This is a genomic window from Microbacterium resistens NBRC 103078 (assembly GCF_001552355.1).
Lineage (GTDB): Bacteria > Actinomycetota > Actinomycetes > Actinomycetales > Microbacteriaceae > Microbacterium > Microbacterium resistens.
Genome location: NZ_BCRA01000078.1, coordinates 1 through 21,920 on the forward strand (window position 1 = coordinate 1; position 21,920 = coordinate 21,920).

General features: G+C 71.7%; 21 protein-coding genes. 13 read left to right on the top strand and 8 right to left on the bottom strand.

Translation table 11 applies throughout. The features are described from left to right. From MR1_RS13315 to MR1_RS13325, 3 genes are all read right to left on the bottom strand, one after another. The coding region (locus tag MR1_RS13315; RefSeq protein WP_303621324.1) for a biotin/lipoyl-containing protein at positions 1-681 on the bottom strand (681 nt) is incomplete at its 3' end. Between the two features lie 97 nt (positions 682-778). After that, the gene (lpdA, locus tag MR1_RS13320) at positions 779-2,152 is read right to left on the bottom strand and encodes a dihydrolipoyl dehydrogenase (protein WP_067247687.1); all 1,374 of its coding nucleotides are present in this window, start codon (positions 2,150-2,152) and stop codon (positions 779-781) included. Continuing rightward, on the bottom strand, positions 2,149-3,627 hold the full coding sequence (locus MR1_RS13325; protein WP_067247690.1) for a leucyl aminopeptidase: 1,479 nt from the start codon (positions 3,625-3,627) through the stop codon (positions 2,149-2,151). Before MR1_RS13325 ends, lpdA begins: the two co-directional genes overlap by 4 nt. A gap of 111 nt (positions 3,628-3,738) precedes the next feature. On the opposite strand from MR1_RS13325, the gene MR1_RS13330 reads away from it, so the two are divergent. The 6 genes from MR1_RS13330 (at position 3,739) to MR1_RS13355 (ending at position 10,072) form a co-directional block, all read left to right on the top strand. Beyond that, positions 3,739-4,665 carry a proteasome assembly chaperone family protein gene (locus MR1_RS13330; protein ID WP_067247693.1) on the top strand — a complete coding sequence of 309 codons (927 nt, stop codon included), beginning with the start codon at positions 3,739-3,741 and terminating at the stop codon, positions 4,663-4,665. 212 nt (positions 4,666-4,877) lie between these two features. Then, a complete protein-coding gene (locus tag MR1_RS13335) occupies positions 4,878-6,188 on the top strand; it encodes an RNA polymerase sigma factor (RefSeq protein ID WP_067247696.1) in 1,311 nt (436 codons plus the stop codon). Then, positions 6,172-7,503: a MurT ligase domain-containing protein gene (locus MR1_RS13340; protein ID WP_255218154.1), complete on the top strand. Its 1,332-nt coding sequence runs from the start codon at positions 6,172-6,174 to the stop codon at positions 7,501-7,503. Before MR1_RS13335 ends, MR1_RS13340 begins: the two co-directional genes overlap by 17 nt. Further along, positions 7,500-8,273: a type 1 glutamine amidotransferase gene (locus MR1_RS13345; protein WP_067247702.1), complete on the top strand. Its 774-nt coding sequence runs from the start codon at positions 7,500-7,502 to the stop codon at positions 8,271-8,273. Before MR1_RS13340 ends, MR1_RS13345 begins: the two co-directional genes overlap by 4 nt. 48 nt (positions 8,274-8,321) lie before the next feature. Further along, the gene (locus MR1_RS13350; protein ID WP_255218155.1) at positions 8,322-9,029 is read left to right on the top strand and encodes an alanine racemase; all 708 of its coding nucleotides are present in this window, start codon (positions 8,322-8,324) and stop codon (positions 9,027-9,029) included. Beyond that, complete coding sequence (locus tag MR1_RS13355) at positions 9,029-10,072, top strand: alanine racemase (RefSeq protein ID WP_067247704.1); 1,044 nt, start codon at positions 9,029-9,031, stop codon at positions 10,070-10,072. Before MR1_RS13350 ends, MR1_RS13355 begins: the two co-directional genes overlap by 1 nt. 91 nt (positions 10,073-10,163) lie before the next feature. On the opposite strand, the gene MR1_RS13360 is transcribed toward MR1_RS13355, so the two are convergent. Further along, the gene (locus MR1_RS13360; RefSeq protein ID WP_067247707.1) at positions 10,164-10,379 is read right to left on the bottom strand and encodes a DUF7455 domain-containing protein; all 216 of its coding nucleotides are present in this window, start codon (positions 10,377-10,379) and stop codon (positions 10,164-10,166) included. 180 nt (positions 10,380-10,559) lie between these two features. Between MR1_RS13360 and MR1_RS13365 the strand changes: the two genes are divergently transcribed. Genes MR1_RS13365 through MR1_RS13375 form a run of 3 tightly spaced genes read left to right on the top strand, consistent with a single transcriptional unit; the run spans position 10,560 to position 14,044 of the window. Then, complete coding sequence (locus tag MR1_RS13365) at positions 10,560-12,665, top strand: DNA gyrase/topoisomerase IV subunit B (RefSeq protein WP_084344659.1); 2,106 nt, start codon at positions 10,560-10,562, stop codon at positions 12,663-12,665. Then, positions 12,662-13,132 carry a GNAT family N-acetyltransferase gene (locus MR1_RS13370; RefSeq protein ID WP_067247710.1) on the top strand — a complete coding sequence of 157 codons (471 nt, stop codon included), beginning with the start codon at positions 12,662-12,664 and terminating at the stop codon, positions 13,130-13,132. Before MR1_RS13365 ends, MR1_RS13370 begins: the two co-directional genes overlap by 4 nt. A 12-nt stretch (positions 13,133-13,144) precedes the next feature. Continuing rightward, on the top strand, positions 13,145-14,044 hold the full coding sequence (locus MR1_RS13375; protein ID WP_084344661.1) for an arginase family protein: 900 nt from the start codon (positions 13,145-13,147) through the stop codon (positions 14,042-14,044). 30 nt (positions 14,045-14,074) lie between these two features. Here MR1_RS13375 and MR1_RS13380 read toward each other — a convergent pair whose 3' ends face one another. Both MR1_RS13380 and MR1_RS13385 read right to left on the bottom strand, forming a co-directional pair. Beyond that, positions 14,075-14,596: an AAA family ATPase gene (locus MR1_RS13380; RefSeq protein ID WP_067247714.1), complete on the bottom strand. Its 522-nt coding sequence runs from the start codon at positions 14,594-14,596 to the stop codon at positions 14,075-14,077. After that, entirely contained in the window at positions 14,593-17,043 is a 2,451-nt protein-coding gene (locus MR1_RS13385) for a DNA gyrase/topoisomerase IV subunit A (RefSeq protein ID WP_067247717.1), read from the bottom strand. Before MR1_RS13385 ends, MR1_RS13380 begins: the two co-directional genes overlap by 4 nt. Positions 17,044-17,139: 96 nt before the next feature. Here MR1_RS13385 and MR1_RS13390 point away from each other — a divergent pair, with 96 nt between their 5' ends. Beyond that, complete coding sequence (locus MR1_RS13390; RefSeq protein ID WP_084344663.1) at positions 17,140-18,303, top strand: alkaline phosphatase family protein; 1,164 nt, start codon at positions 17,140-17,142, stop codon at positions 18,301-18,303. A 301-nt stretch (positions 18,304-18,604) separates the two neighbouring features. Here MR1_RS13390 and sepH read toward each other — a convergent pair whose 3' ends face one another. Continuing rightward, positions 18,605-19,654, bottom strand: a complete 1,050-nt coding sequence (gene sepH, locus MR1_RS13395; RefSeq protein ID WP_067247720.1) for a septation protein SepH — start codon at positions 19,652-19,654, stop codon at positions 18,605-18,607. A gap of 232 nt (positions 19,655-19,886) precedes the next feature. Here sepH and MR1_RS13400 point away from each other — a divergent pair, with 232 nt between their 5' ends. Beyond that, positions 19,887-20,180 carry a DUF4193 domain-containing protein gene (locus tag MR1_RS13400; protein ID WP_067247723.1) on the top strand — a complete coding sequence of 98 codons (294 nt, stop codon included), beginning with the start codon at positions 19,887-19,889 and terminating at the stop codon, positions 20,178-20,180. Between the two features lie 74 nt (positions 20,181-20,254). Here the strand turns inward: MR1_RS13400 and MR1_RS13405 are convergent, their stop codons facing one another. Continuing rightward, positions 20,255-20,734: a DUF3093 domain-containing protein gene (locus MR1_RS13405; protein ID WP_067247726.1), complete on the bottom strand. Its 480-nt coding sequence runs from the start codon at positions 20,732-20,734 to the stop codon at positions 20,255-20,257. 13 nt (positions 20,735-20,747) lie between these two features. On the opposite strand from MR1_RS13405, the gene dut reads away from it, so the two are divergent. Continuing rightward, entirely contained in the window at positions 20,748-21,221 is a 474-nt protein-coding gene (dut, locus tag MR1_RS13410; RefSeq protein WP_067247730.1) for a dUTP diphosphatase, read from the top strand. Next, positions 21,218-21,838 (top strand): DUF3710 domain-containing protein, encoded by a 621-nt coding sequence (locus MR1_RS13415; protein WP_067247733.1) that lies wholly within the window; start codon positions 21,218-21,220, stop codon positions 21,836-21,838. The genes dut and MR1_RS13415 overlap by 4 nt, the downstream gene beginning before the upstream one ends. The last annotated feature ends 82 nt before the right edge of the window (positions 21,839-21,920 follow it).

Genomic DNA, 21,920 nt, shown 5'->3' on the forward strand with positions numbered 1-21,920 from the left:
AGCGGCCTGCGGAGCCGGGGCAGCCTCGGCCGCGGGGGCCGCGGGTGCACCGCTGCCGACGCGGGCGAGGACGGCGCCGACCTCGACGGTCTCGTCCTCGGCCGCGACGATCTCCTGCAGCACGCCGGCGACCGGCGAGGGGATCTCGGTGTCGACCTTGTCGGTGGAGATCTCCAGCAGGGCCTCGTCGACCTCGACCGTGTCGCCGACCTGCTTGAGCCAGCGGGTGACCGTGCCCTCCGTGACGCTCTCGCCGAGCTCCGGGAGGCGGACGTCGGTCGCGTCGCCGGCCGGGGCCGCGGCAGCCTCCGCGGGAGCCTCCTGTGCGGGAGCGGCCTGCTCAGGGGCGGCCTGCTCGGGTGCGACCGCCTCGGCCACCTCGGATGCGGACTCGGCCTCGGCGGGTGCGGCCGCGGGGGCGTCGTCGGAGGAGGACGACCCGGACCCGTCGCCGATGCGGGCGAGGACGGCGCCGACCTCGACGGTCTCGTCCTCGGCGGCGAGGATCTCCTCGAGCACGCCGGACACCGGCGAGGGGATCTCGGTGTCGACCTTGTCGGTCGAGATCTCCAGCAGCCCCTCGTCGGCCTGCACGGTGTCGCCGACCTGCTTGAGCCAGCGGGTGACCGTACCCTCGGTGACGCTCTCTCCGAGAGCGGGGAGGACCACGGATGTGCTCATGACGGGATCTCCTTCAGGAAGTTCGTGATGGTGTTCAGCTTAGTGGCCGTGGCGTGGCTCCGGCCGGTCAAGATTTCCACAATGCGCAATTTCTTTTTCACAATGCGTGCAGCGGCTTTCCGGCGAGGGCGAGGAAGGCCTCGCCCAGCGCTTCGCTCTGCGTCGGGTGGGCGTGGATCAGCGGGGCGATGTCCTCGGGGTGGGCCTCCCACGCGACGGCGAGCTGTCCCTCGGTGATGAGTTCTCCCACGCGGTCTCCGAGCAGGTGGACTCCGAGGACCGGGCCGTCCTTCTGACGGACGACCTTCACCAGGCCGCCGGTGCCGATGATCTCGCTCTTGCCGTTTCCGGCGAGGTTGTACTCGTAGGCGACCACCTGGTCGGCGCCGTGCGCGTCCACGGCCGCGGCCTCGGTGAGCCCCACCGACGCGAGCTCCGGGTGCGAATAGGTGACGCGGGGGATCTGGCTCTCCGGAACGGGCGCGGGGGAGAGGCCGGCGATGCGCTCGGCGACCGCGATCCCCTGCAGGAAGCCCCGATGCGCGAGCTGGAGCCCGGGGACGATGTCCCCCACGGCCCACACGTGCGGCACGGCCGTGCGCAGCTCCGCGTCGGTGAGCACGAAGCCCCGGTCGAGCTCGATCCCCGCCTCGGCGAAGCCGAGCCCGTCGGTGGCCGGTCCGCGCCCGACGGCGACGAGGAGGTAGTCGCCGGTGAAGGTCTTCCCGTCCTCGAGGGTGACCGTGACGGAGGAGTCGTCCTGGACGGCGCTCTGGAAGCGCACGCCGAGCGAGGAGGTGATCCCCCGGCGGCGGTACGCGCGCTCCAGTCCCTTGCTCAGGGCGATGTCCTCGTTGGGCGCGAGGTGCGGAAGGGCTTCGACGATGGTCACCTCGGCGCCGAACGAGCGCCAGACGCTCGCGAACTCCACGCCGATGACGCCTCCGCCCAGGATGATCACGCGACCGGGCACCTCGTCGAGCGCGAGCGCCTGCTCGCTCGTGATGATGCGGCCGCCGATCTCCAGCCCGGGGAGGGTTCGGCTGTACGACCCCGTGGCGAGGACGACGTCCGTGCCGGTGTAGACGTCGTCCCCGACGCCCACCGTGCGGTCCGGAAGCAGGCGCCCCTCGCCGGAGACCATGGTGATCCCGCGCGCCTTGATGAGCCCTTCGAGTCCCTTGTGCTTCTTGGCGACGATGCCCTCGCGGTACCCGCGGACGCCGGCGGCGTCGATGCCCTGGAAGGAAGCCGAGACGCCGTACGCGGAGGCGTCGCGGACGTTGTCCGCGATCTCCGCGGCGTGCAGCAGCGCCTTGGTCGGGATGCAGCCGCGGTGCAGGCACGTGCCCCCGACCTTGTCCTTCTCGATCAGCGCGACCGTCTTGCCGAGCTCGGCCGCGCGCAGCGCCGCGGCGTACCCGCCGCTGCCGCCGCCGAGCACGACGACGTCGAAGCTCCCGCCGGTCATGCGTCGGCTCCGCCCGCGCGCTTCTCGGCGAAGGCGATGAGCGTGCGGACCATTGCCCCCGTCGCGCCCTTGTCCGTGTAGCCGTAGGGGCCGCCCTTGTGCTCGGACGAACCGGCGATGTCCAGGTGCGCCCAGGGGATCCGCGGCGCGTCGTCGGCGTCGGAGGTGCGTCCCACGAACCGTCGGAGGAAGAGGCCCGCGAACAGCGACCCGCCCGCCGGATCCCCGATCTTGGCGTTCACGAGGTCGGCGATGGGCGACTTCAGGTCGTCCTCCATATGGTCGGGAAGCGGCATCGGCCAGGCCTGCTCTCCGGTGGCGGAAGCGGCGGCGAGGACCTCCTCGACCGTCGGGTCGTCGCCGAAGACGCCGGTGTGGCGCATCCCGAGGGCGACGATGATCGCGCCGGTGAGCGTCGCCACGTCGATGATGACGTCCGGGGTCTCGCGGCTGGCGGCGACGAGCCCGTCGCCGAGGACCAGGCGGCCCTCCGCGTCGGTGTTCAGGACCTCGACGGTGGTGCCCCCGGCGAGTCGGAGCACGTCCCCGGGGCGGGTGGCGCGTCCCGACGGCATGTTGTCCGCGATGCAGAGCCACGCGGTGACGCGCACGGGGAGAGCGAGCGCGGCGACCGCGCGGACGACCGCGAGGACGCTGGCGGCGCCGGCCATGTCGAACTTCATGCCGACCATGCTGGCGGCGGGCTTGAGCGAGAGCCCGCCGGTGTCGAAGGTGATGCCCTTGCCGACCAGGGCGATGTGGGAGGCCGCATCGGCGGGGGAGTAGTCCAGCCGCACGAGCCGGGGCGGGCGGTCCGAGCCCTGGCCCACCCCGAGGATGCCGCCGAAGCCCTCGTCGGCGAGACGGTCCTCGTCCCAGACCTCGGCGGTGATGCCGAGACCGTCGACGGCCTGGACCGCACGGTCGGCGAGATCGGACGGGCCCATCCACTGGGCCGGCGTGGTGATCAGGTCCTTGGTCAGCGCGACGGCGTCCGCCACGATGCCGGCCCGAGCCACGGCCGCGTCGGAGATGTCCGCGTGCAGGATCACGGTCCCGGCGCGGCGGGGCTCGTCCGAGGACCGGTAGTCGTCGAAGCGATAGGCGCCGAGCAGCGCGCCCTCGGCCGCCGCCTCCGCGAAGGGCAGGAGCGCGTCGGGCAGGAGCACCGAGACGCGGTCGAACCCGGTCAGGGAGCGCAGCCCCGCGCCGACCGCCTCGCGCACGCGCTGCGCGTCGGGGTCCGGGCCGGCGCTGACCACCGCGAGCGGCAGGTCGGTGATGTCCGGCGCGGCGACGCGCAGATAGGAGTTGACCGGAGCCTTGTGACCGACCGCCTCCAGAGGGGCGATCACGGCCTCGAACGGAGCGAGGGAGGCGGCGGTGTCGGGGATGCCGGGAACGACGAGCACGACCGCTTCCGCGTTCGCATCCGCCGGAGCACCTTGTGAGAGCTCGAGCGCAGGAGACGTCATGCGTCCATCCTAGGCTCGCGCGCCGAGGCGACCGTGTGCGGCCCCGGCTCTGCGTGTTCGCTCTCAGCGGTCATCGGACCCGCCCGTCGGCACGGCTCGTAGCATGGGAGCATGCCCTTCTCCGGTGAACTCTCCGAACGCGTCGCCAGCGCCCCGGCCGTGCCCGACGGCCTGCCGTTGATCGTTCTGCTGACCGGATTCACCGACGCGGGATCCGCGGTGTCCGGTCTGATCGACCACCTCCAGGAGACCACGTCTCCCCAGCCGCTGGTGGTCTTCGACAACGACCTCCTCCTCGACTACCGGGCCCGTCGGCCGATCATCACCTTCGATCAGGATCACCTGACCGGGTTCCGTCCGTCCCGGCTGGAGCTCTCCCTGGCGCACGACGCCCTCGGGCAGCAGTTCCTCCTGCTCTCCGGATACGAGCCGGACTTCCTGTGGAACGCCTTCTCCGACGCGGTCCAGGATCTGGCGGCCGAGTACGGGGCGAGCAGCGTGACCTGGGCGCACTCCATCGCCATGCCGGTGCCGCACACCCGTCCGTTCGGCACCACGGTCAGCGGCACGCGCAGCGACCTGATCGCGGCGCACTCCGTGTGGCGTCCCCGCACGCAGGTACCCGCGACGGTCGGCCACCTCCTCGAATACCGCTTCGCGCAGAGCGGCGCCCGCGTCGCCGGGTTCGTGCTGCTGGTTCCCCACTACCTCGCCGACACCGAGCACCCCGGCGCCGTCCTCGCGGTGGCCGACCGGCTGATGACGGCGACCGGTCTCGTCCTGACCACGGACGGCCTCCATGAGAAGGAGTCCGAGTATCTCGCACGAGTCGACGAGCAGGTGCAGGGCAACGACGAGCTGCGGCAGATGATCAGCACGCTCGAGCAGCGTCACGACGCGTACATGGCGGGCCTGTCCGTCGAGATGGGCGGAGGGTTCGACGAGGGCGCCCTGCCCAGCGCCGACGAGCTGGCGGCCGAGCTGGAGCGCTTCCTCGCCTCCCGGCCGACCGACGAGGACCGCGGCGGTCTGAGCTGAGCGCCGGCCCCCGCACCCTCCCCGTTTCGGCCGCCGCGGCGAAGTTCCACGGAGATCCGTCGAATCGGGCGCGATCCCTCTGAGGATGTGCAATACTGGAGGACCGACCCGTTGTCAACCATTCATCGTGCGCGATGTGAGGACTTGACAAGGGTCTTACTAGTGTCCGAAATGGCCCGGGGTGCCCGCGCAGCCCCCGTGAAAGGCGAAACGTGACGACTGCCACGAAGAAGAACGCACGGACGACGAAGAGCACGGCGACCGCAGCGGACGAGACCGTCGACGAGACGGTCGCCGACGAGACCGCGACCACGAAGGCCGGGGCGCCCAAGACGGCGAAGAAGACGTCGGGCGCGGCTAAGCCGACCGCGAAGAGCGGTGGGCGGAAGAAGAAGTCCGGCGAGGACGACGAGCCCGTCGACGAGGACGTCGAGATCCCCGAGGACGACGCCAAGGCCGGCTCCTCGGAGACCGACGCCGCGGAGGCGGACGGGGACGACGAGGACGGCAAGAAGCCCGCGTTCAGCGAGCCGCTGCCGACGGGCGCCATCGTGCTGTCCTCGAGCGACGAGGACGACGTCCCGGTCTACTCGACCCAGATCACGGGCGCCACGGCGGACCCGGTCAAGGACTACCTGAAGCAGATCGGCAAGGTCGCGCTCCTGAACGCGGCCGAAGAGGTCGAGCTCGCGATGCGGATCGAGGCGGGCCTGTTCGCCGAGGAGAAGCTGTCGACCATGTCGGCGGCGGAGAAGTCGAGCCAGCTGGGTCTCGATCTGCAGTGGGTCGCCCGCGACGGCCAGCGTGCGAAGAGCCACCTCCTCGGTGCGAACCTGCGCCTGGTGGTCTCGCTCGCCAAGCGCTACACCGGACGAGGCATGCAGTTCCTGGACCTGATCCAGGAGGGCAACCTCGGCCTCATCCGCGCGGTGGAGAAGTTCGACTACACCAAGGGCTTCAAGTTCTCGACCTACGCCACGTGGTGGATCCGCCAGGCGATCACGCGCGCCATGGCGGACCAGGCCCGCACCATCCGCATCCCGGTGCACATGGTCGAGGTCATCAACAAGCTCGCCCGCGTGCAGCGCCAGATGCTGCAGGACCTCGGTCGCGAACCCACTCCGGAAGAGCTCTCCAAGGAGCTCGACATGACTCCGGAGAAGGTCATCGAGGTGCAGAAGTACGGGCGCGAGCCCATCTCCCTGCACACGCCGCTCGGCGAGGACGGGGACAGCGAGTTCGGTGACCTGATCGAGGACACCGAAGCGGTGGTCCCGGCCGACGCGGTGGGTTTCACCATGCTGCAGCGGCAGCTCGAGCAGCTGCTCGACTCGCTGTCGGAGCGCGAGGCGGGTGTCATCCGCATGCGATTCGGGCTCGGTGACGGGCAGCCGAAGACGCTGGACCAGATCGGGGACACGTTCGGGGTGACGCGAGAGCGCATCCGTCAGATCGAGTCGAAGACCATGGCCAAGCTCCGGCACCCCAGCCGGTCGCAGTCGCTGCGTGACTACCTTGAGTGAGGCGCGACCGCCGCACGCACGCACACCCGGGCTCCGCTACGTCTTTCCCGTCGCGGCAGGAAAGCTCGCTCGGTTCGCCACGCGCCTGCGCGGGGGCGGCTCGGCGTTCCCGGGGTACCTGACGAACCGTCTGGCGCCCTCGTTGCTGCCGACGCTCGCGGGGCAGTTCCCGCACGGCGTCGTCTTCGTCCTGGGCTCCAACGGCAAGACCACCACGACGCACATGGTCAGCGAGGTGCTGCGCGCGCACGGGCTCACGGTGTTCACGAACCCGACGGGAGCCAACCTCCCGCAGGGCGTGACGAGCGCGCTGCTCGCGGACGCGACCCTCACCGGTCGTGTGCGCGCGGACGTCGCCGTGCTCGAGGTGGATGAGGGGTACGCGGCGGATCTCGCCGATCTGCTCTCGCCGTCCGTGATCCTGTCGCTGAACGTGCAGGTCGACCAGCTCTACCGGTTCTACGAGACCGAGCGCGTGGCGGACATGATGCTCGAGGCGTCGACGCGCGCGTCCTCCCACGTCGTGGTGAACCGGGACGACCCGTACCTCAGCAAGATCGACGTCGACACGATGCGCGGCGAGGTGTCCTTCTTCGGCGTGGCGCCGGAGATCATCGCCGCGTCCGCGCACGGGCTTGCGAACGCGGACGACACCCGCAGCGGCGAGGCCGGGGCCCTCGGGCACCGGGCCTTCGCCGAAGTGGCGGCGGTGGACGGACGCGCGGTGACGGTGTCGGTCGACGGCTCCGCCGTGGACATCACCCTTCCGGCCAAGGGCCTCCACTACGCGGCGGACGCTGCAGCCGCCCTCACGGTGGCCGCGCGGGTCCTGGGCTCGTCGTTCGCGGCGGACGCGGCCGCCGACGGCTTCGCGCGGATGGCTCCGGCGTACGGCCGCGGCGAGGTGATCCCGCTGCGCGGTGCCGCCGGTGGCGAGCAGGTCGAGTTCGTGATGTTCAAGAACGCACCGAGCCTGCAGATGAACCTGGACGCGCTGGACGGCGCTCCGGAGCGTCTGCTGCTCGCGATCGACGAGGGCACGCCCGATGTCTCGTGGCTCTACGACGTGGACCTCGACGTCCTGGACCATGTCGACGTCGTCACCGGCGAGAAGGCCTATCAGCTGGCCCTGCGGCTCGAGCACGCGGGAATCCCGATGGGGCTCGTCGAGCCGGACATGGAGAAGGCCGTGGCGCACATGCGGTCTCTTCCCGACACGGCGTCGGGACGTCAGACCTGGTTCGTGAACTACGAGCTCATGATGATCGGGCGCCGGATCCTCGGTCACGGCGACCAGGAGGTGGCACGACGATGAGCGAGACCCCGGCTGCGGAGACGATCCGCATCGTGCAGCTCTACCCGCGCGAGCTCGGCGTGACCGGAGACCGCGGCAACGTGCGAGCTCTCGAGACCCGCCTGCAGCGCGCGGGCCATGATGTCGAGGTCTTTCACGCCGGGATCGGGGATCCGACCCCCGAGAGCCCGGACGCGGTCGTGATCGGCAACGGTCCGCTGTCGGCGATGCGCATCGTCGCCGACGATCTGCGCGCACGCCGCGACGAGCTCGCCCGTGCGCTGCAGGACGACGTCCCCCTCCTCGCCGTCGGCGGCGGTGCGGAGCTGCTGTCGGCAGGGGTCACCCTGCTGGACGGCGAGGTGCTCGACGGCCTCGGCCTGTTGCCGTTCCGGGTGGAACGGACGCGTGAGCGCCGTGTCGGCTACATCATCGCCGAGACCGCCGACGGCCCGCTGATCGGGTTCGAGGACCACGCGTCGACCTGGCGCCTCGACGACGGGGCGCAGCCCTACGGCACGGTGCGCGCGGGCAAGGGATCGTTCCCGCACGCGGGCGGGACGGGGGAGGCGGTGCGCGCCGGCAGCGCGTTCGCGACGAACGTCCAGGGCCCGGTCCTCCCGCTGAACCCGCGGTTCGCCGACGCCATCCTCTCGATGGTCGTGGCTCGGCGAGGCCTCCATTACGCGACGGGCGACGCGCATGCCGCCCTGGATGAGCTCGCGGCGGGCGCCAGGGCCGCGATCGAGAAGAACGTCGACGGCGAGGTCTTCACGTACATGCAGGTGTGAACGCCTCCTCACGGAGGCGGCGGACAGGGCGAAAGGTAGGCTGGCGGAGTGAGTGAGCTGTCCCGGAGCGCCATGCTGCGAGCCCTCATCTCCCGCTCCGCGCTCGCGCTCGGCGCCGCTCGTGCGGTCGAGGCGGGGGGTCCGGGGATCGCCGACCTCCGCCGGGACGCGTGGGGGCACGGCCTTCTCGCCGTGGCGCAGGCCGTGGTGGCCGCGGGCGCGCGGGGCGTCCTCGTCGACTCCGACGCCGAAGCCGGCGCGCTGCGCCTCGAGGGGATCACCGCGTCGGTCGACGTGGAGCCCGACCTGGATCCGCACCTGCTCTACGGCCTGCCGCTGCCCGACGGCACTCTTCCCGGGGAGCCGGTGATGCGGCTCACGGGCCGCGTGCTGTCCACGAAGGAGATCGCCGCGGGAGCGGGGGTCTCGTACGGCTATCGGTATCGCGCACCGCGCGACTCCCGCCTGGCACTGGTCACGGGCGGCTACGCCCAGGGTGTCGTGCGCTCCCTCGGCGGCCACGCCCACGCGGGGATCGGGGACGCGGTGTTCCCGATCGTCGGGCGCATCGCGATGGACGTCTGCGTGCTGGACATCGGCGACGCCGAGGTCCCGGACGACGCGGAGGCGACCTACTTCGGCGGCCGCGGCCCGCTCGCCGGGGCTCTCGCCACGTGGGCGTCGCACACCGGGCTCTCGATCCCGGAGCTGGTGGCGGTGGCCGGGCAGCGCAGCGATCGGGCCTGGGAGGCGTGATGACTCGTCCGGAGCTCCGCATCGATGAGACCGTGTTCCGCCGGAACCTCGCCGTCCTCCGTGACCGCGTGGAGCCGTCCTCCCTGATGCTCGTGGTCAAGGACGACGCGTACGGCCACGGCGCCGGATGGGCCGCCGAGACCGCTGTGAGGGCGGGCGTCGACTGGGTCGGCACCTACGACATCCCCACCGCGGTCGGCCTGCGCGACGCCATCGGCTCCGGCCCGCGCCTCTTCGCCTGGGCGACATCCGCGGACGACGAGATCGCCGAGGCGCTGATCGCCGGCGTCGACCTCGGGGTCGGTTCGCTCGCCTACCTGGAGCGCGTCCTCGCGCAGTCCGAGCGCGTCGGCGCCCGCGCCCGCATCCACCTGAAGATCGACACCGGCCTGCATCGCAGCGGACTGTCGGCGGGGGAATGGGCTCACGGGCTCGACCGCGTCCTCGGGCACGGCGGCCACGCGAACGCCGACCTGGTCGGCGTCTGGAGTCATATCGCCGAGGCCAGCGACGAGGAGGACGACGCCGCGCACCGGCGCTTCCTCGGCGCGGTGGACGAGGCGGCGCGCGCCGGAGCGTCGTCGCCGCTCACTCATCTGACGGCGTCGGCCGCGACCTGGGCACGGCCGGAGCTGCGCGGATCCCTCGTCCGCGTCGGTGCGTTCTGCTATGGGATCAGGTCCGCGGACGGCCCCGAACTGCCGGGACTCGCCCCGATCGCGTCCCTGTGCGCCCGCGTCAAGGAAGTCCGGGACGGAGAGGCGGTCGTCGGGATCGGCGCGCTCGACGGGATCCCCAGCATCCTGGCCGGTCGCGTCGACGTCGGCACCCCCGCCGGGCCCCGACCACTGCGCGCGGTGGAGCTCGCGACGGTCCACGTCGAGGCCTGGCCCGGGGCCGTTCCCGGCGACGAGGTCGTCCTGTTCGGGCCCGGTACGAGGGGAGAGTCGTCGGCGACGACGCTGGCGGAGAGCATCGACACGGTCGGGGAGGAGATCCTCACCCGCCTGGCGTCGCGCGTGCGGCGTCGTCACGTGTCCTGACGGGCTCGCCCGCGAGCGGCGCCCCGGGTGGAGACGGCGAGACCCCGTGCCCTGTGGCAGGGCGCGGGGTCTCGATCAGTCGGTGGGACGATCAGGCGTCGAGGAGGCGGGCCGTCTCGTCGTGCCAGCTCGTGGCCACGGCACGCAGCTTCTCCTCGTACTTGCGACCGTGGTGGGCGCAGAACAGCAGCTCGCTGCCGTTGACCACGGCGGCGATGTAGGCCTGCGCGCCGCAGGAGTCGCAGCGATCCATCGCCGTGAGGCGGTGCTCGAAGGCGGGCGCTTCCCGTTCGGTTGTCGCGTTCATCTCGGTGCCTCCTCGGTTGTCGGGTACGCGGTGGAGCGTGCTCAATACAACCACGCGGACCTGGGAGTCATGCCCGCGCGACGGCGTGTTTCGCTCAGCGCGTACGCCGCGCGCCCGCGAGGGGGCCGGACGGGAGTGTCCTCCGAGGGCGCCGCGCAGAGGCCCATAAAATGGAGGATTGTGACCGCCGAGTACTCCGCCCATCATCTGCAGGTTCTCGAGGGCCTCGAAGCCGTTCGCAAGCGCCCGGGCATGTACATCGGATCGAACGGGTCCCCGGGGCTCATGCACTGCCTCTGGGAGATCATCGACAACTCCGTCGACGAGGCCGTCGCGGGCAACGGCACGCGCATCGACGTCGTGCTGCACGCCGACGGCAGCGTCGAGGTCCGCGACCGCGGACGCGGCGTCCCGGTGGACGTCGAGCCGCGGACCGGGCTGACGGGCGTCGAGGTGGTCTACACGAAGCTGCACGCGGGCGGGAAGTTCGGCGGCGGCTCCTACGCGGCCTCAGGCGGTCTGCACGGCGTCGGCGCATCGGTCGTCAACGCGCTGTCGGAGCGTCTGGACGTCGAGGTCGACCGCGGCGGGAAGACCTACGCGATGTCGTTCCACCGCGGCGAGCCAGGGGTGTTCGACGACGACGGCGAGCCGCGACCGGACGCCCCGTTCACGCCGTTCGAGAAGAGCAGCGAGCTGCGCGTGGTGGGGAAGGCGCCGAAGGGCGTGACCGGCACGCGAGTGCGGTATTGGGCCGACCGCCAGATCTTCACCAAGGACGCGGCGTTCCAGCTGCCCGATCTGGAGAACCGGGCGCGGCAGACGGCGTTCCTCGTGCCGGGGCTCGAGATCGTCGTGCGCGACGAGCGCGCGTCGCGCGGAGCGGACGGTGAGGATGCCGGGACCGTGAACGAGACGTCCTATCTGTACGAGGGCGGGATCTCGGAGTTCGTCGAGTATCTGGCCACCGATGCCCCGGTGACAGACACCTGGCGGCTGCAGGGGAGCGGCTCGTTCACCGAGACGGTGCCGATCCTGCAGCCGGACGGCTCCATGCGGGCGACCGAGGTCGAACGGGAGTGCACGGTCGACATCGCCCTGCGCTGGGGGACGGGCTACGACACGACGATCCGCTCCTTCGTCAACATCATCGCGACGCCCAAGGGCGGCACGCACCAGCAGGGCTTCGAGCAGGAGCTGCTGAAGGTCATGCGCAGCCAGGTGGAGCAGAACGCCCGGCGCCTGAAGGCGGGCAACGACAAGATCGAGAAGGACGACGTGCTCGCCGGGCTCTCCGCCGTCCTCACGGTCACCGTGCCCGAACCGCAGTTCGAGGGACAGACCAAGGAGGTCCTCGGGACCCCGGCCGTGCGCACGATCGTGTCGCAGGTGGTGCGCAAGGAACTGGGCCTGCGCTTCTCGTCCACCAAGCGCGACGACAAGAACCAGGCCTCCATGCTGCTGGACAAGGTCGTCGCGGAGATGAAGGCGCGCGTCTCGGCCCGCGCCCACAAGGAGACGCAGCGTCGCAAGAACGCGCTGGAATCCTCGTCGCTGCCCGCCAAGCTCGTCGACTGCCGGACGAACGACGTCACGGAGTCCGAGCTGTTCATCGTCGAGGGCGACTCGGCGCTCGGCACCGCCAAGCACGCCCGCAACAGCGAGTACCAGGCGCTCCTCCCGATCCGGGGGAAGATCCTCAACGTGCAGAAGGCGTCGGTCAGCGACATGCTCTCCAACGCCGAGTGCGCATCCATCATCCAGGTCGTCGGCGCCGGCTCGGGCCGGTCGTTCGATCTCTCGACCGCGCGCTACGGCAAGGTCATCCTGATGAGCGACGCGGACGTGGACGGCGCGCACATCCGCACGCTGCTGCTGACGCTGTTCTTCCGGTACATGCGTCCGCTCATCGAGGACGGCCGGGTCTTCGCCGCGGTGCCGCCGCTGCACCGGGTGATCGTGATCAACCCCGGATCCAAGCCGAACGAGACCGTCTACACGTACAGCGAGCAGGAGCTGCACAGCCTGCTGGCGAAGCTCCGCAAGCAGAACAAGCGCTGGCACGAGCCCGTGCAGCGGTACAAGGGTCTCGGCGAGATGGATGCCGAGCAGCTCGCCACCACCACGATGGACCGGTCGGGACGCCTGCTCCGGCGCGTGCGGATGGAGGACGCGGAGGAGGCCGGCCGCGTCTTCGAGCTGCTGATGGGCAACGAGGTCGCGCCGCGGCGCGAGTTCATCGTGGACTCCGCGGACCAGCTCGCCCGCGAGTCGATCGACGCGTGACCCGGCTGTCCGCGGGCGATCCGATCCTCCGTCCCGCGACGCCCGGCGACCTCGAGACCGTTGTCGCGCTCAAGGCGGTGACGCTGCGCGCGGATCTGGACCGGCTCGTGGGCTGGGACCCCGAACGGTCGCGGGCCCGCGTCGTCGCGCATTTCTCGCCCGGGAACACCCGGATGATCCTGATCGGCCAGGAGACCGTGGGCACCGTGACGCTCCGGCCGGACGGCGGCGACCTGTGGCTGGAGATGTTCTACCTGGACCCCGCGCACCAGGGCCGAGGCATCGGGTCCGCGGTCCTGCGGACGCTCTGCGCAGAGGCGCCCATGACCCGTCTGCGTCTGCAGGTGCTGGTCGGCTCGGCCGCGCAGCGTCTGTACGCACGGCACGGGTTCGTGGTCGACGAGGACGACGGGATCGACGTGTGGATGCACCGTGACCCCGCGGTGGCCGGTGTCGGTGCCGGTTGACAGACTGGGACGATGATCGCGATCCTCTCGGCGCCCACCAACCTCGGACTGAACCCGCCCGAGCCCGGCGCGGTCCCCGGGACGGCCAAGGCGCCCGAGGCCCTGCGCGAGGCCGGGCTGCATGAGCGGCTGATCCGCGCCGGCGCCGTCGACGCCGGGGTCGTGCTGCCGGGGCGGTATGTGGACGTACCGCGCCCGCACGACGTCGTCCGCAACCAGGAGGCGATCGTCGAGCACGCCCGCCGCCTGGCCGCCCGCCTGGTCGGGCTCCGCGGCGACGGGCTCGCTCCGCTGGTGTTGGGCGGCGACTGCAGCATCGCCGTGGCCGCCGGGCTCGCCACCCGCGTCGTCGGCGGCGGATTCGTGCATGTCGACGGGCACACGGACTTCCGACACCTCGGCAACAGCCCCGCGGTGGGCGCCGTCGGCGGCGAGGGACTGGCCGCGCTCGTCGGCCGGCACATCCCCGCGATCGCCGACATCGACGGGCTCGGCCCTTACGTCGCGGGGGATCGCGTGGCGCACGTCGGATGCCGGGACGACGACGAGGATCTCGCGGAGGTCGAGGCGGCGCTGGCGCTCGTGATCCCCGCATCGGAGGTGATCCTGCACGGCGGGGCGAGGGCGGCCGGGCGGGTTCGTTCCGTGCCCGGGATGAACGGCGGGTACTGGATCCAGGTGGATGTGGACGTCCTGGACCCGATCCACATGCCGGCGGTCGACAGCCCGGATCCGGGAGGTCTCTCGCCGGACGAGCTGATCGAGCTGCTCCGGGGCCTCGCCCCCGCCGCGTGGGGCGCCTCCGTCACGATCTTCGATCCGGACCTGGATCCGGACGGCGTCCACGCGCGGACCCTCTCCCATGTCATCGCCGAGGGCTTCGAAGACCTCGGGCGGACGCGGACCGGCTGAGCCGACGTCGATCCGCGCGGGTCTTGGTCGTCAGACCAGCGCCGCGTCCCAGCCGTCGTGGATCGCCTCGAGGGTCGCCTCCGCGGTCAACGTCGTGGTGTCGATGCGCAGGCCGGGCGCCCGCCAGGCGTCCTGTGCGGCACGAAGATGGGTCCAGGCGGCTGCCACCTGCTTGTCCCGCCCGGCGTCGCGCGCCGAGACCGCCTCCGGCGAGGCGGTGAGAAGCACGAACCGGAGCGGTGCGAACACGCCGATGCGGTAGGCGCGCAGCAGTCCCGGCCACAGCACGACATCGGAGATCGCGACGTCGAAGCCGGCGGCGGTGTAGTTGCGGGAGAGAGCGAACAGGTTCTCGCGGCGCAGGGCGAGCTGACGCTCGGCCTCGTCCGCCGGCTCGGCGCCGGGGACGACCAGCCCGGACACGATGAAGGACTCGCCGATGTCATCGCTGTCCAGGTGCACACCCCTCGGTGCGGAGCCGGCGAGCGCACGAGCGATCGTGGTCTTGCCGACGCCGGGGAGACCGGAGACCAGGACGACGGAGCCCGTCATGCGCCGAGGGCCCGGCCGACCGATCCCACGACGCCATCCAGCGTCTGGCCGGACGCGTCCCGCTTGGCTCCCGATTCCGGCAGGGTGCGTGCGGCACCGTCGGGGCCGACCGCCAGGGCAGGCGACGGACCGGCCCAGGCGAGGCGGAGCCTGTCCTCGCCCTTGAGGAACGAGTGGGCGCGGACGCCGCCGGTGGCACGGCCCTTCCCGGGGAACTCCGTGAACGAGGACACTTTCGCCCGACCCGCATCCGTGCCCGCGAGCACGCCGTCCGCGCCGGAGACGGTGACGACGACCGCGTCCGCGACGTCCGTCACGACCGAGAACGACACCACGTCCGCTCCGGCGGCGAGCTTGATCCCCGCCATCCCGCCGGCGGCTCCGCCCTGGGGACGCACAGACGACGCAGGGAAGTGCAGCAGCTGTGCATCCGAGCTGACGAAGACGAGCTCGGCGTCGTCCGGGGCCGCGGCGGCGCCGACGACCGCGTCACCTGCCTTGAGCCCGATGACCTCGACCTCCGGCCGCGCGGCGAGGCCCGATGGCACCACCCGCTTGACCACTCCGGCGCGCGTTCCGAGCGCCAGCGGCGTGTCGTCGTCGAAGCGGACGAGCGACAGCACCTTCTCGCTCTTGTCGAGAAGGCCGATGTAGTCCCGAAGCGGAACACCGGCGGCCAGGTGGACGGACGACGAGGGCACCGAGGGCAGGTCGACGGGGGAGAAGCGCAGGACCCGACCGGCGCTCGTCACCGCGCCGATCTCGCTCCGGGTGCTCGTCGCGAGGGTCGCGAGGACCGCGTCGTGCTTGCTGCGCCGCGTCCCCGCGGCGAGCTCCTGCCCTTCGGCGAGGTCCACCCGCACGGCGCGCCCGGTCGTGGAGAGCACGACCACCGTCGGGGTGTCGGCGATCTGCAGGTCGACGGCAGCGCCCTTGGCGACGCGGGGCTTGGGCGGTGCGGCGTTGAGGAGCATGGTGCGCCGGGGCGTGCCGTACTGCTCGGCGGCGGCGTCCAGCTCGCGCGCGACCTGCGCGCGCAGGAGGGCGTCGCTGCCGAGCAGGTCGCGGAGCTCGGCGATCTCGGCCTGCAGCTTGTCGCGCTCGCTCTCCAGCTCGATCCGCGAGAACTTCGTCAGGCGGCGCAGACGCAGCTCCAGGATGTACTCGGCCTGCGGCTCCGAGAGGTCGAAGACGTCGCGGAGCCGGGCCCGGGCCTGCTCTCCGTCGTCGGAGGAGCGGATGACCTGGATCACCTCGTCGATGTCGAGGATCGCGATCAGCAGTCCCTCGACCAGGTGCAGACGCTCTTCTCGGCGCGCGAGACGGAAGCGGCTGCGACGGGTGACCACCTCGAGCCGGTGCGTCACGTAGACGGACAGCAGCTCCTTGAGCCCGAGGGTGCGGGGCTGTCCCTCCACGAGGGCGACGTTGTTGATGCTGAACGAGTCCTCGAGCGGGGTCAGCCGGTACAGCTGCTCCAGCACGGCGTTCGGGTCGAAGCCCGTCTTGATCCCGATCTGGATCCGCATGCCGTGGTTGCGGTCGGTGAGATCGGTGACGTCGCTGATCCCCTGGAGCTTCTTCGACTGCACCGCGTCGCGGATCTTCTCGATCAGGCGCTCGGGGCCGACCATGTACGGCAGCTCAGTGACGACGATCCCGGTCCGCCGAGGGCCGAGCGACTCGATCGACACCTTTCCGCGGACCTTCAGCGCGCCGCGGCCGTTGGCGTAGGCGTCCTTCACGCCGTCGAGGCCCATGAGGATCCCGCCCGAGGGGAAGTCCGGGCCGGGCACGAACTCCATGAGCTCCTCGGTCGTGGCCTCCGGGTGTTCGAGGAGGTGGATCGCGGCGGCCACCACCTCGATGAGGTTGTGCGGCGCCATGTTCGTGGCCATGCCCACGGCGATCCCGCTCGCCCCGTTGACGAGCAGGTTGGGGAAGGCGGCGGGGAGCACGGAGGGCTGCTGGAACTGGCCGTCGTAGTTGGGGATGAACTCGACGACGTCCTCGTCGAGGCTCTCGGTCAGCGCCAGCGCCGGCGGGGCGAGGCGGGCCTCGGTGTAGCGGGAGGCGGCCGGACCGTCGTCCAGCGATCCGAAGTTGCCGTGCCCGTCGACGAGCGGCACCCGCAGTGCGAACCCCTGGGCGAGCCGCACGAGGGCGTCATAGATCGCCGAGTCGCCGTGGGGGTGGAGCTTTCCCATGACCTCGCCCACGACGCGGGCGCTCTTGACGTGGCCGCGCTCGGGACGCAGGCCCATCTCGGCCATCTGGTACAGGATGCGCCGCTGCACGGGCTTCATGCCGTCGCGGGCGTCCGGGATCGCGCGCGAGTAGATCACGGAGTAGGCGTACTCGAGATACGAGCCCTGCATCTCGCTGGTCAGGTCGATGTCCTGGATGCGCTCGTCGATCGGCTCGGGCGGCGTGGTGCTGCGGGGCATGGGATTCCTGCGTCGGTCGGGTGCCGGCGGAGGCGGTCCTCGACGCCGGGTCCGGCCCGGGACTCACACGAAGGCACTCGTGCGAGACTGGCTCGGATGACCCTTATGCTACCGGCCGTGCCGCCGACCGCCCGGAGCATCACCGGGGTGGCGCAGGACCTGCTCGACGCCCTCGGCGGACTCCGTGGTGATGCCGATCCCCCCGTGAACCGCGGTGAGGCCGAGCCGCTGCCCGCGGTGCGCTCGGCAGTCCTCGTCGTGATCGACGGGCTGGGCGCGGCGCAGCTGCGCGCGCACGCGGGTCATGCCCGCACCCTGGCGTCGGCCATGACCAAGCGCGACGTCGCGTTCTCGGTCTTCCCGTCCACGACCGCATCCGCCCTGACGAGTCTCGTCACAGGCGTCGCGCCCGGGCGGCACGGGCTCGTCGGCTACCGGGTCCTCGACCGTGAGCGTGGCCGGCTCGTGAACCAGCTCAGCGGGTGGGAGCAGGAGCGGATCGATCCGGCCTCGTGGCAGCGTGAGCCGACCGTCTTCGAGCGTGCGCGCGCCCTCGGCCACCCCGTCCACGCCGTGGGCCTGCCCGCGTACGCGCGGAGCGGCTTCAGCGCGGCGACGCTGCGCGGCGCCGACTTCCACGCCGCGAAGTCCGGGGCCGACCGGGTCGCGCTCGCCCTCGGGCTCGCCGAGGAGAACGACGGCGCCCTGGTGTACTGCTACCTGCCGGAGGCGGACAAGGCCGGGCACCGGGACGGTGTGGCGTCGGCCGAGTGGGTGGCCGCGCTGGAGGACATCGACGCGGCGCTCTCCGTCCCTGTTCCGCGTGGCGTCGGTGTGCTCGTGACCGCGGATCACGGCATGGTCGACGTCCCCCGTCACCGACACCTGATCGTGGATGAATCGGGTCCGATGCGGGACGGGGTGGCGCACATCGGCGGCGAGCCGCGCATGCTGCACGTCTACCTCGACGATCCGGACCGCCTCGGCTCTGCGCGCAGCGCGTGGGCGGCCGGGACGGAGGGCGCCGCGGATGTGCTCACCCGGGATGAGGCGATCGCCGGCGGACTGTTCGGGTCCGAGGTCACCGCGGACGCGGCCGCCCGGATCGGCGATCTCGTGATCCCGGCGCGGGGAACCTGGGCGCTGTACGACGGGGCGGCGGAGGATCAGAAGGCCCAGGACATGGTCGGCCAGCACGGCTCGCTGACCCCGGAGGAGCTCCGCGTCCCCCTGTTGCGGATGGGCGCCTTCGCCCGCTGACCCAGAAGTCACCGGATCCTCCTGACTCCGCGCGCGAGCTCGGGCATGCGCGTGGGATCAGGCGAACGCGCGAGTTCAGGCGGTTTGGACGAAGGGGTGCCTGTTCTGGCGTGTTTGCCTGATCTGGCGTGGGCCTGGTTCTTGCGCAGGAGTCACGCGCGAGCTCGGGCATGCGCGTGGGGTCAGGCGAACGCGCGAGCTCAGGCGGTTTGGGCCCAGGGGTGCCTGTTCTGGCGCGTCTGCCTGATCTGGCGACGAGGAGCGCGAGGGCGCGGGCGCTCGGGGGACGCGGAGCTCGGGCTCAGTCGTCGGTGCGTGCGCCGAAGACGATCTCGTCCCACGAGGGCATCTCGCGGCGGCGACGACGGGAGCCGGACTCGTCGTGCGATGCGGGCGCCGAAGGCTGCGGAGCGGGATCCGGAGTCGCATCCTCCGTGCCCGCGCGGTAGCCGGGCTCGAGGGCGTCGAAGAGGGCGATGGGCGCCTCGTCGGCCTCGTCCGCGCTCGGCGCCGGCTCCCGCTGACCGCGGCGCCGCCGAAGCGCCTCGAGCAGATCGGCGGTGTCCGACGGCGTCGAGGCGACCTGCGGTGCGCGGTTGGTCGCTGCCTCCTGGACGGCGGGCGCGGATCGCTGCGGCGCGGCGTTCTCCTCGCGACCGTCCTCCCGCGACTCGTTCGGGGCGGGAACGAGCCTCGGTCCGAACGCGCCGGAGTCGAAGCGCGAGTCGTCCTTGTAGGGGGAGGGGCGCTCCTTGTCGAGGGCGCGCAGGCGCGGGATCAGTCCTTCGGGAAGCGAGCCCTGCCGCGAGAGCTGGGTGGCGTCGGCGTTGAGGGGTGAGAGGACGCTGCGGCGGGGGTCGAAGCTCCACCGGGCGTCGTGGTCGACCTCGGACGCGGTGAACTCGAGCTTGATGATCCAGCCGGACTCGTCCTTCCAGCTCGCCCACCGCTCGGCGGTCGCTCCGACGTCGGCGAGCTTGGCGCGGATCGCCACCCCGAAGGTGGGCTGTGCGTCCGGCTCGACCTCGCTGCCGATGAGGACGGGGACGGCCAGGGCCTGGCCGACGATGTGCTCGCGCTCGGCGAGAACGGGTCCCTCGAACTTCTCGACGTCCTCGACGCGGACGCCGAGGAGCTCGGCGACCTCGCGGGCGGACAGCCCGGCACGGATCTGGGCCTGGATCTCCCGGGGGCTCGCGGCCAGCGGAGCCGCCCGTTCCTCCTGGCGTGCGCGCGCCCGCCGGATCTCGGCGCGCAGGACCTCGTCGACGGGCAGGGCGAAGCGCGTCCCCGACTCCGTCGCGAGGACGAGGAGATTGTCTTCGGTGCCGACGATCGTGACGTGTTCCATGGCAGAGCCCCTCTGATGGGTGTGCGCCCATCGTGTCACGGGCCCCGGACGCGGGACGGGAATAGCGTGGGCGTGCCGCGAGTTTGGATCGGCGGAAGCGCGGCATTTGCCAAACGATCGCGGGTCGTGCAAACTATGGCCGCCGAACACCCGACGGCACGCCGCTGAGTCGGCACGAAGCGATACCCCCGGCACCGCGCCACTCGCATCACGAAAGTGGAGAATCACCGCAATGGCAACCGATTACGACGCCCCGCGCAAGAGCGAAGACGAGAGCGAGTCGATTGAGGCTCTCAAGGAGCGCGTCCCCGACAAGCTGTCGGGCTCGGTCGGCGACGAGGACTCCGACAACCCGAGCAACTTCGACCTGCCCGGCGCAGACCTGTCCGACGTCGAGCTCGACGTCGTCGTCCTCCCGGCCCAGCAGGACGAGTTCACCTGCATGAGCTGCTTCCTGGTGAAGCACCGTTCGCAGCTCGACCACGAGGACGCGTCGGGCCCGATCTGCAAGGAATGCGCCGCCTGATCCGACGGACGTTCGCGCCCTGACCGCTTCGGTCCAGGGCGCGTTCTGCTTTCCGGTGACGGCGGCGTGCCGGGTCAGCCGTCGGCGGCCGTGCGTCTGGCCGCGTCGATCGCCGCCGCCAGACGGTCGGGGGTCCTCGTCGAGAGGGTCCAGGTGGGGGCGGGATCGTCGGGATCGAGGATCGGCACCACCACCACCCCGTCGATGCCGCCGCGGATCAGATGCCACCCGCGTGCCGGAAGGCCCGCCCCGCGCGCGACGCGCGCCGCCTCTCCGGTCTGCGCCGAGGGCTCGCCCAACCACCGCGCATCGATGTGCGCCCTGCCGGCGCGGAGCGTCCGCCGGCCCACCCGTACGCGAGGAGAGGCGAGGACCATCAGACCGACGATCGCCGCCGTGGCCGCGCAGCCGATCACGAGCGCGACGACCGAGCCGACCGGGATCAGCGTGAGCGTGACCATGGGTCCACCGACGGCGGCGGCCAGGAAGAGCCAGAGACTGGGGGTGAGACGCTCGCTGTACCGCGGACGCGCGTCGTCGGCGAGGTTCTGCATTAGCCTCTTTCTCGTGACCGATACCGTGGACGTCCCCATTATCGCCCCCGAGGTCCCTGCCTACGCCCACCCAGGTGACGCGGGCGCGGATCTCGTCTCGACCGAGGCGGTCGTGCTGGCGCCGGGGGAGCGGGCCCTGATCGGCACCGGTGTGCGGATCGCCCTCCCCGAGGGATACGCGGCGTTCGTCGTCCCGCGCAGCGGTCTGGCCGCCAAGCATGGGATCACCGTGGTGAACTCCCCGGGGACGGTCGACGCGGGGTACCGCGGCGAGATCAAGGTGTGCCTCCTGAACACCGATCCGCGCGAGGCGTACGAGATCGCGCCCGGCGACCGGATCGCCCAGATGATCGTGATGCCGGTGACCCGAGCCCGCTTCATCCCCGTGGATTCGCTGGAGGACAGCGTCCGCGGAGCGGGCGGGTTCGGCTCCAGCGGATACCAGACCCAGAGCGCCGCCCCGAGCGGCGCGGAGGAGAGAGCATGACCGACGACAACAGCATCGAGCCGACAGAGCCGACAGAGTCCGCCGCCGCGGAGGCCCCGACCCTGCACGGGGACCGCTCCGTGGACGGGCCGTTCGACGAGACGGAGGCGAATCCTGTTCGTCCGTACATCGACCTCGGCGGCATCAAGATCCTCCCGCGAGAGGGCCTGAACCTCCGCCTCGAGGTCGAGGAGCAGACCAAGCGCATCGTCGCCGTCGGCCTGGACTACGCGGACTCGACCCTTCAGGTCCAGCCGTTCGCGGCCCCGCGGTCGTCGGGCCTCTGGGAGGAGACGCGCGCCCAGATCCGTGAGCAGATCACCCAGCAGGGCGGCCGGGTGGAGGAGCGGGAGACCGCGCTCGGCGCCGAGCTGCTCGCGGAAGTGCCGACGGTCGCGGGCGACGGCACCAGCCTGCGCCTCGCCCGATTCGTCGGCGTGGACGGGCCGCGATGGTTCTTGCGCGGCGTCATCGGCGGCGCGGCCACCTCCGATCCCGAGGCCGCGGCGGCGGTCGAGGATCTGTTCCGCTCCATCGTCGTGGTGCGCGGCGGCTCGCCGATGCCGCCGCGGGACCTCATCCCGCTGCGGATGCCCGCGGCGCCCGGCACGGCGTGAGCGACCCGCGGGAGGACCGGTCGCCGGGCGCCAGACGACGGCGGGCCAGCCCCGCCGCCGCGGACGCAGCGGTACCACCGCC

Excerpts from the sequence above, each read along its gene's own strand:
- lpdA (WP_067247687.1), bottom strand. The coding sequence starts at position 2,152 with ATGACCGGCGGGAGCTTCGACGTCGTCGTGCTCGGCGGCGGCAGCGGC.
- MR1_RS13325 (WP_067247690.1), bottom strand. The coding sequence starts at position 3,627 with ATGACGTCTCCTGCGCTCGAGCTCTCACAAGGTGCTCCGGCGGATGCG.
- MR1_RS13330 (WP_067247693.1), top strand. The coding sequence starts at position 3,739 with ATGCCCTTCTCCGGTGAACTCTCCGAACGCGTCGCCAGCGCCCCGGCC.
- MR1_RS13345 (WP_067247702.1), top strand. The coding sequence starts at position 7,500 with ATGAGCGAGACCCCGGCTGCGGAGACGATCCGCATCGTGCAGCTCTAC.
- MR1_RS13355 (WP_067247704.1), top strand. The coding sequence starts at position 9,029 with ATGACTCGTCCGGAGCTCCGCATCGATGAGACCGTGTTCCGCCGGAAC.
- MR1_RS13360 (WP_067247707.1), bottom strand. The coding sequence starts at position 10,379 with ATGAACGCGACAACCGAACGGGAAGCGCCCGCCTTCGAGCACCGCCTC.
- MR1_RS13375 (WP_084344661.1), top strand. The coding sequence starts at position 13,145 with ATGATCGCGATCCTCTCGGCGCCCACCAACCTCGGACTGAACCCGCCC.
- MR1_RS13380 (WP_067247714.1), bottom strand. The coding sequence starts at position 14,596 with ATGACGGGCTCCGTCGTCCTGGTCTCCGGTCTCCCCGGCGTCGGCAAG.
- MR1_RS13385 (WP_067247717.1), bottom strand. The coding sequence starts at position 17,043 with ATGCCCCGCAGCACCACGCCGCCCGAGCCGATCGACGAGCGCATCCAG.
- MR1_RS13390 (WP_084344663.1), top strand. The coding sequence starts at position 17,140 with ATGACCCTTATGCTACCGGCCGTGCCGCCGACCGCCCGGAGCATCACC.
- sepH (WP_067247720.1), bottom strand. The coding sequence starts at position 19,654 with ATGGAACACGTCACGATCGTCGGCACCGAAGACAATCTCCTCGTCCTC.
- MR1_RS13400 (WP_067247723.1), top strand. The coding sequence starts at position 19,887 with ATGGCAACCGATTACGACGCCCCGCGCAAGAGCGAAGACGAGAGCGAG.
- MR1_RS13405 (WP_067247726.1), bottom strand. The coding sequence starts at position 20,734 with ATGCAGAACCTCGCCGACGACGCGCGTCCGCGGTACAGCGAGCGTCTC.
- MR1_RS13415 (WP_067247733.1), top strand. The coding sequence starts at position 21,218 with ATGACCGACGACAACAGCATCGAGCCGACAGAGCCGACAGAGTCCGCC.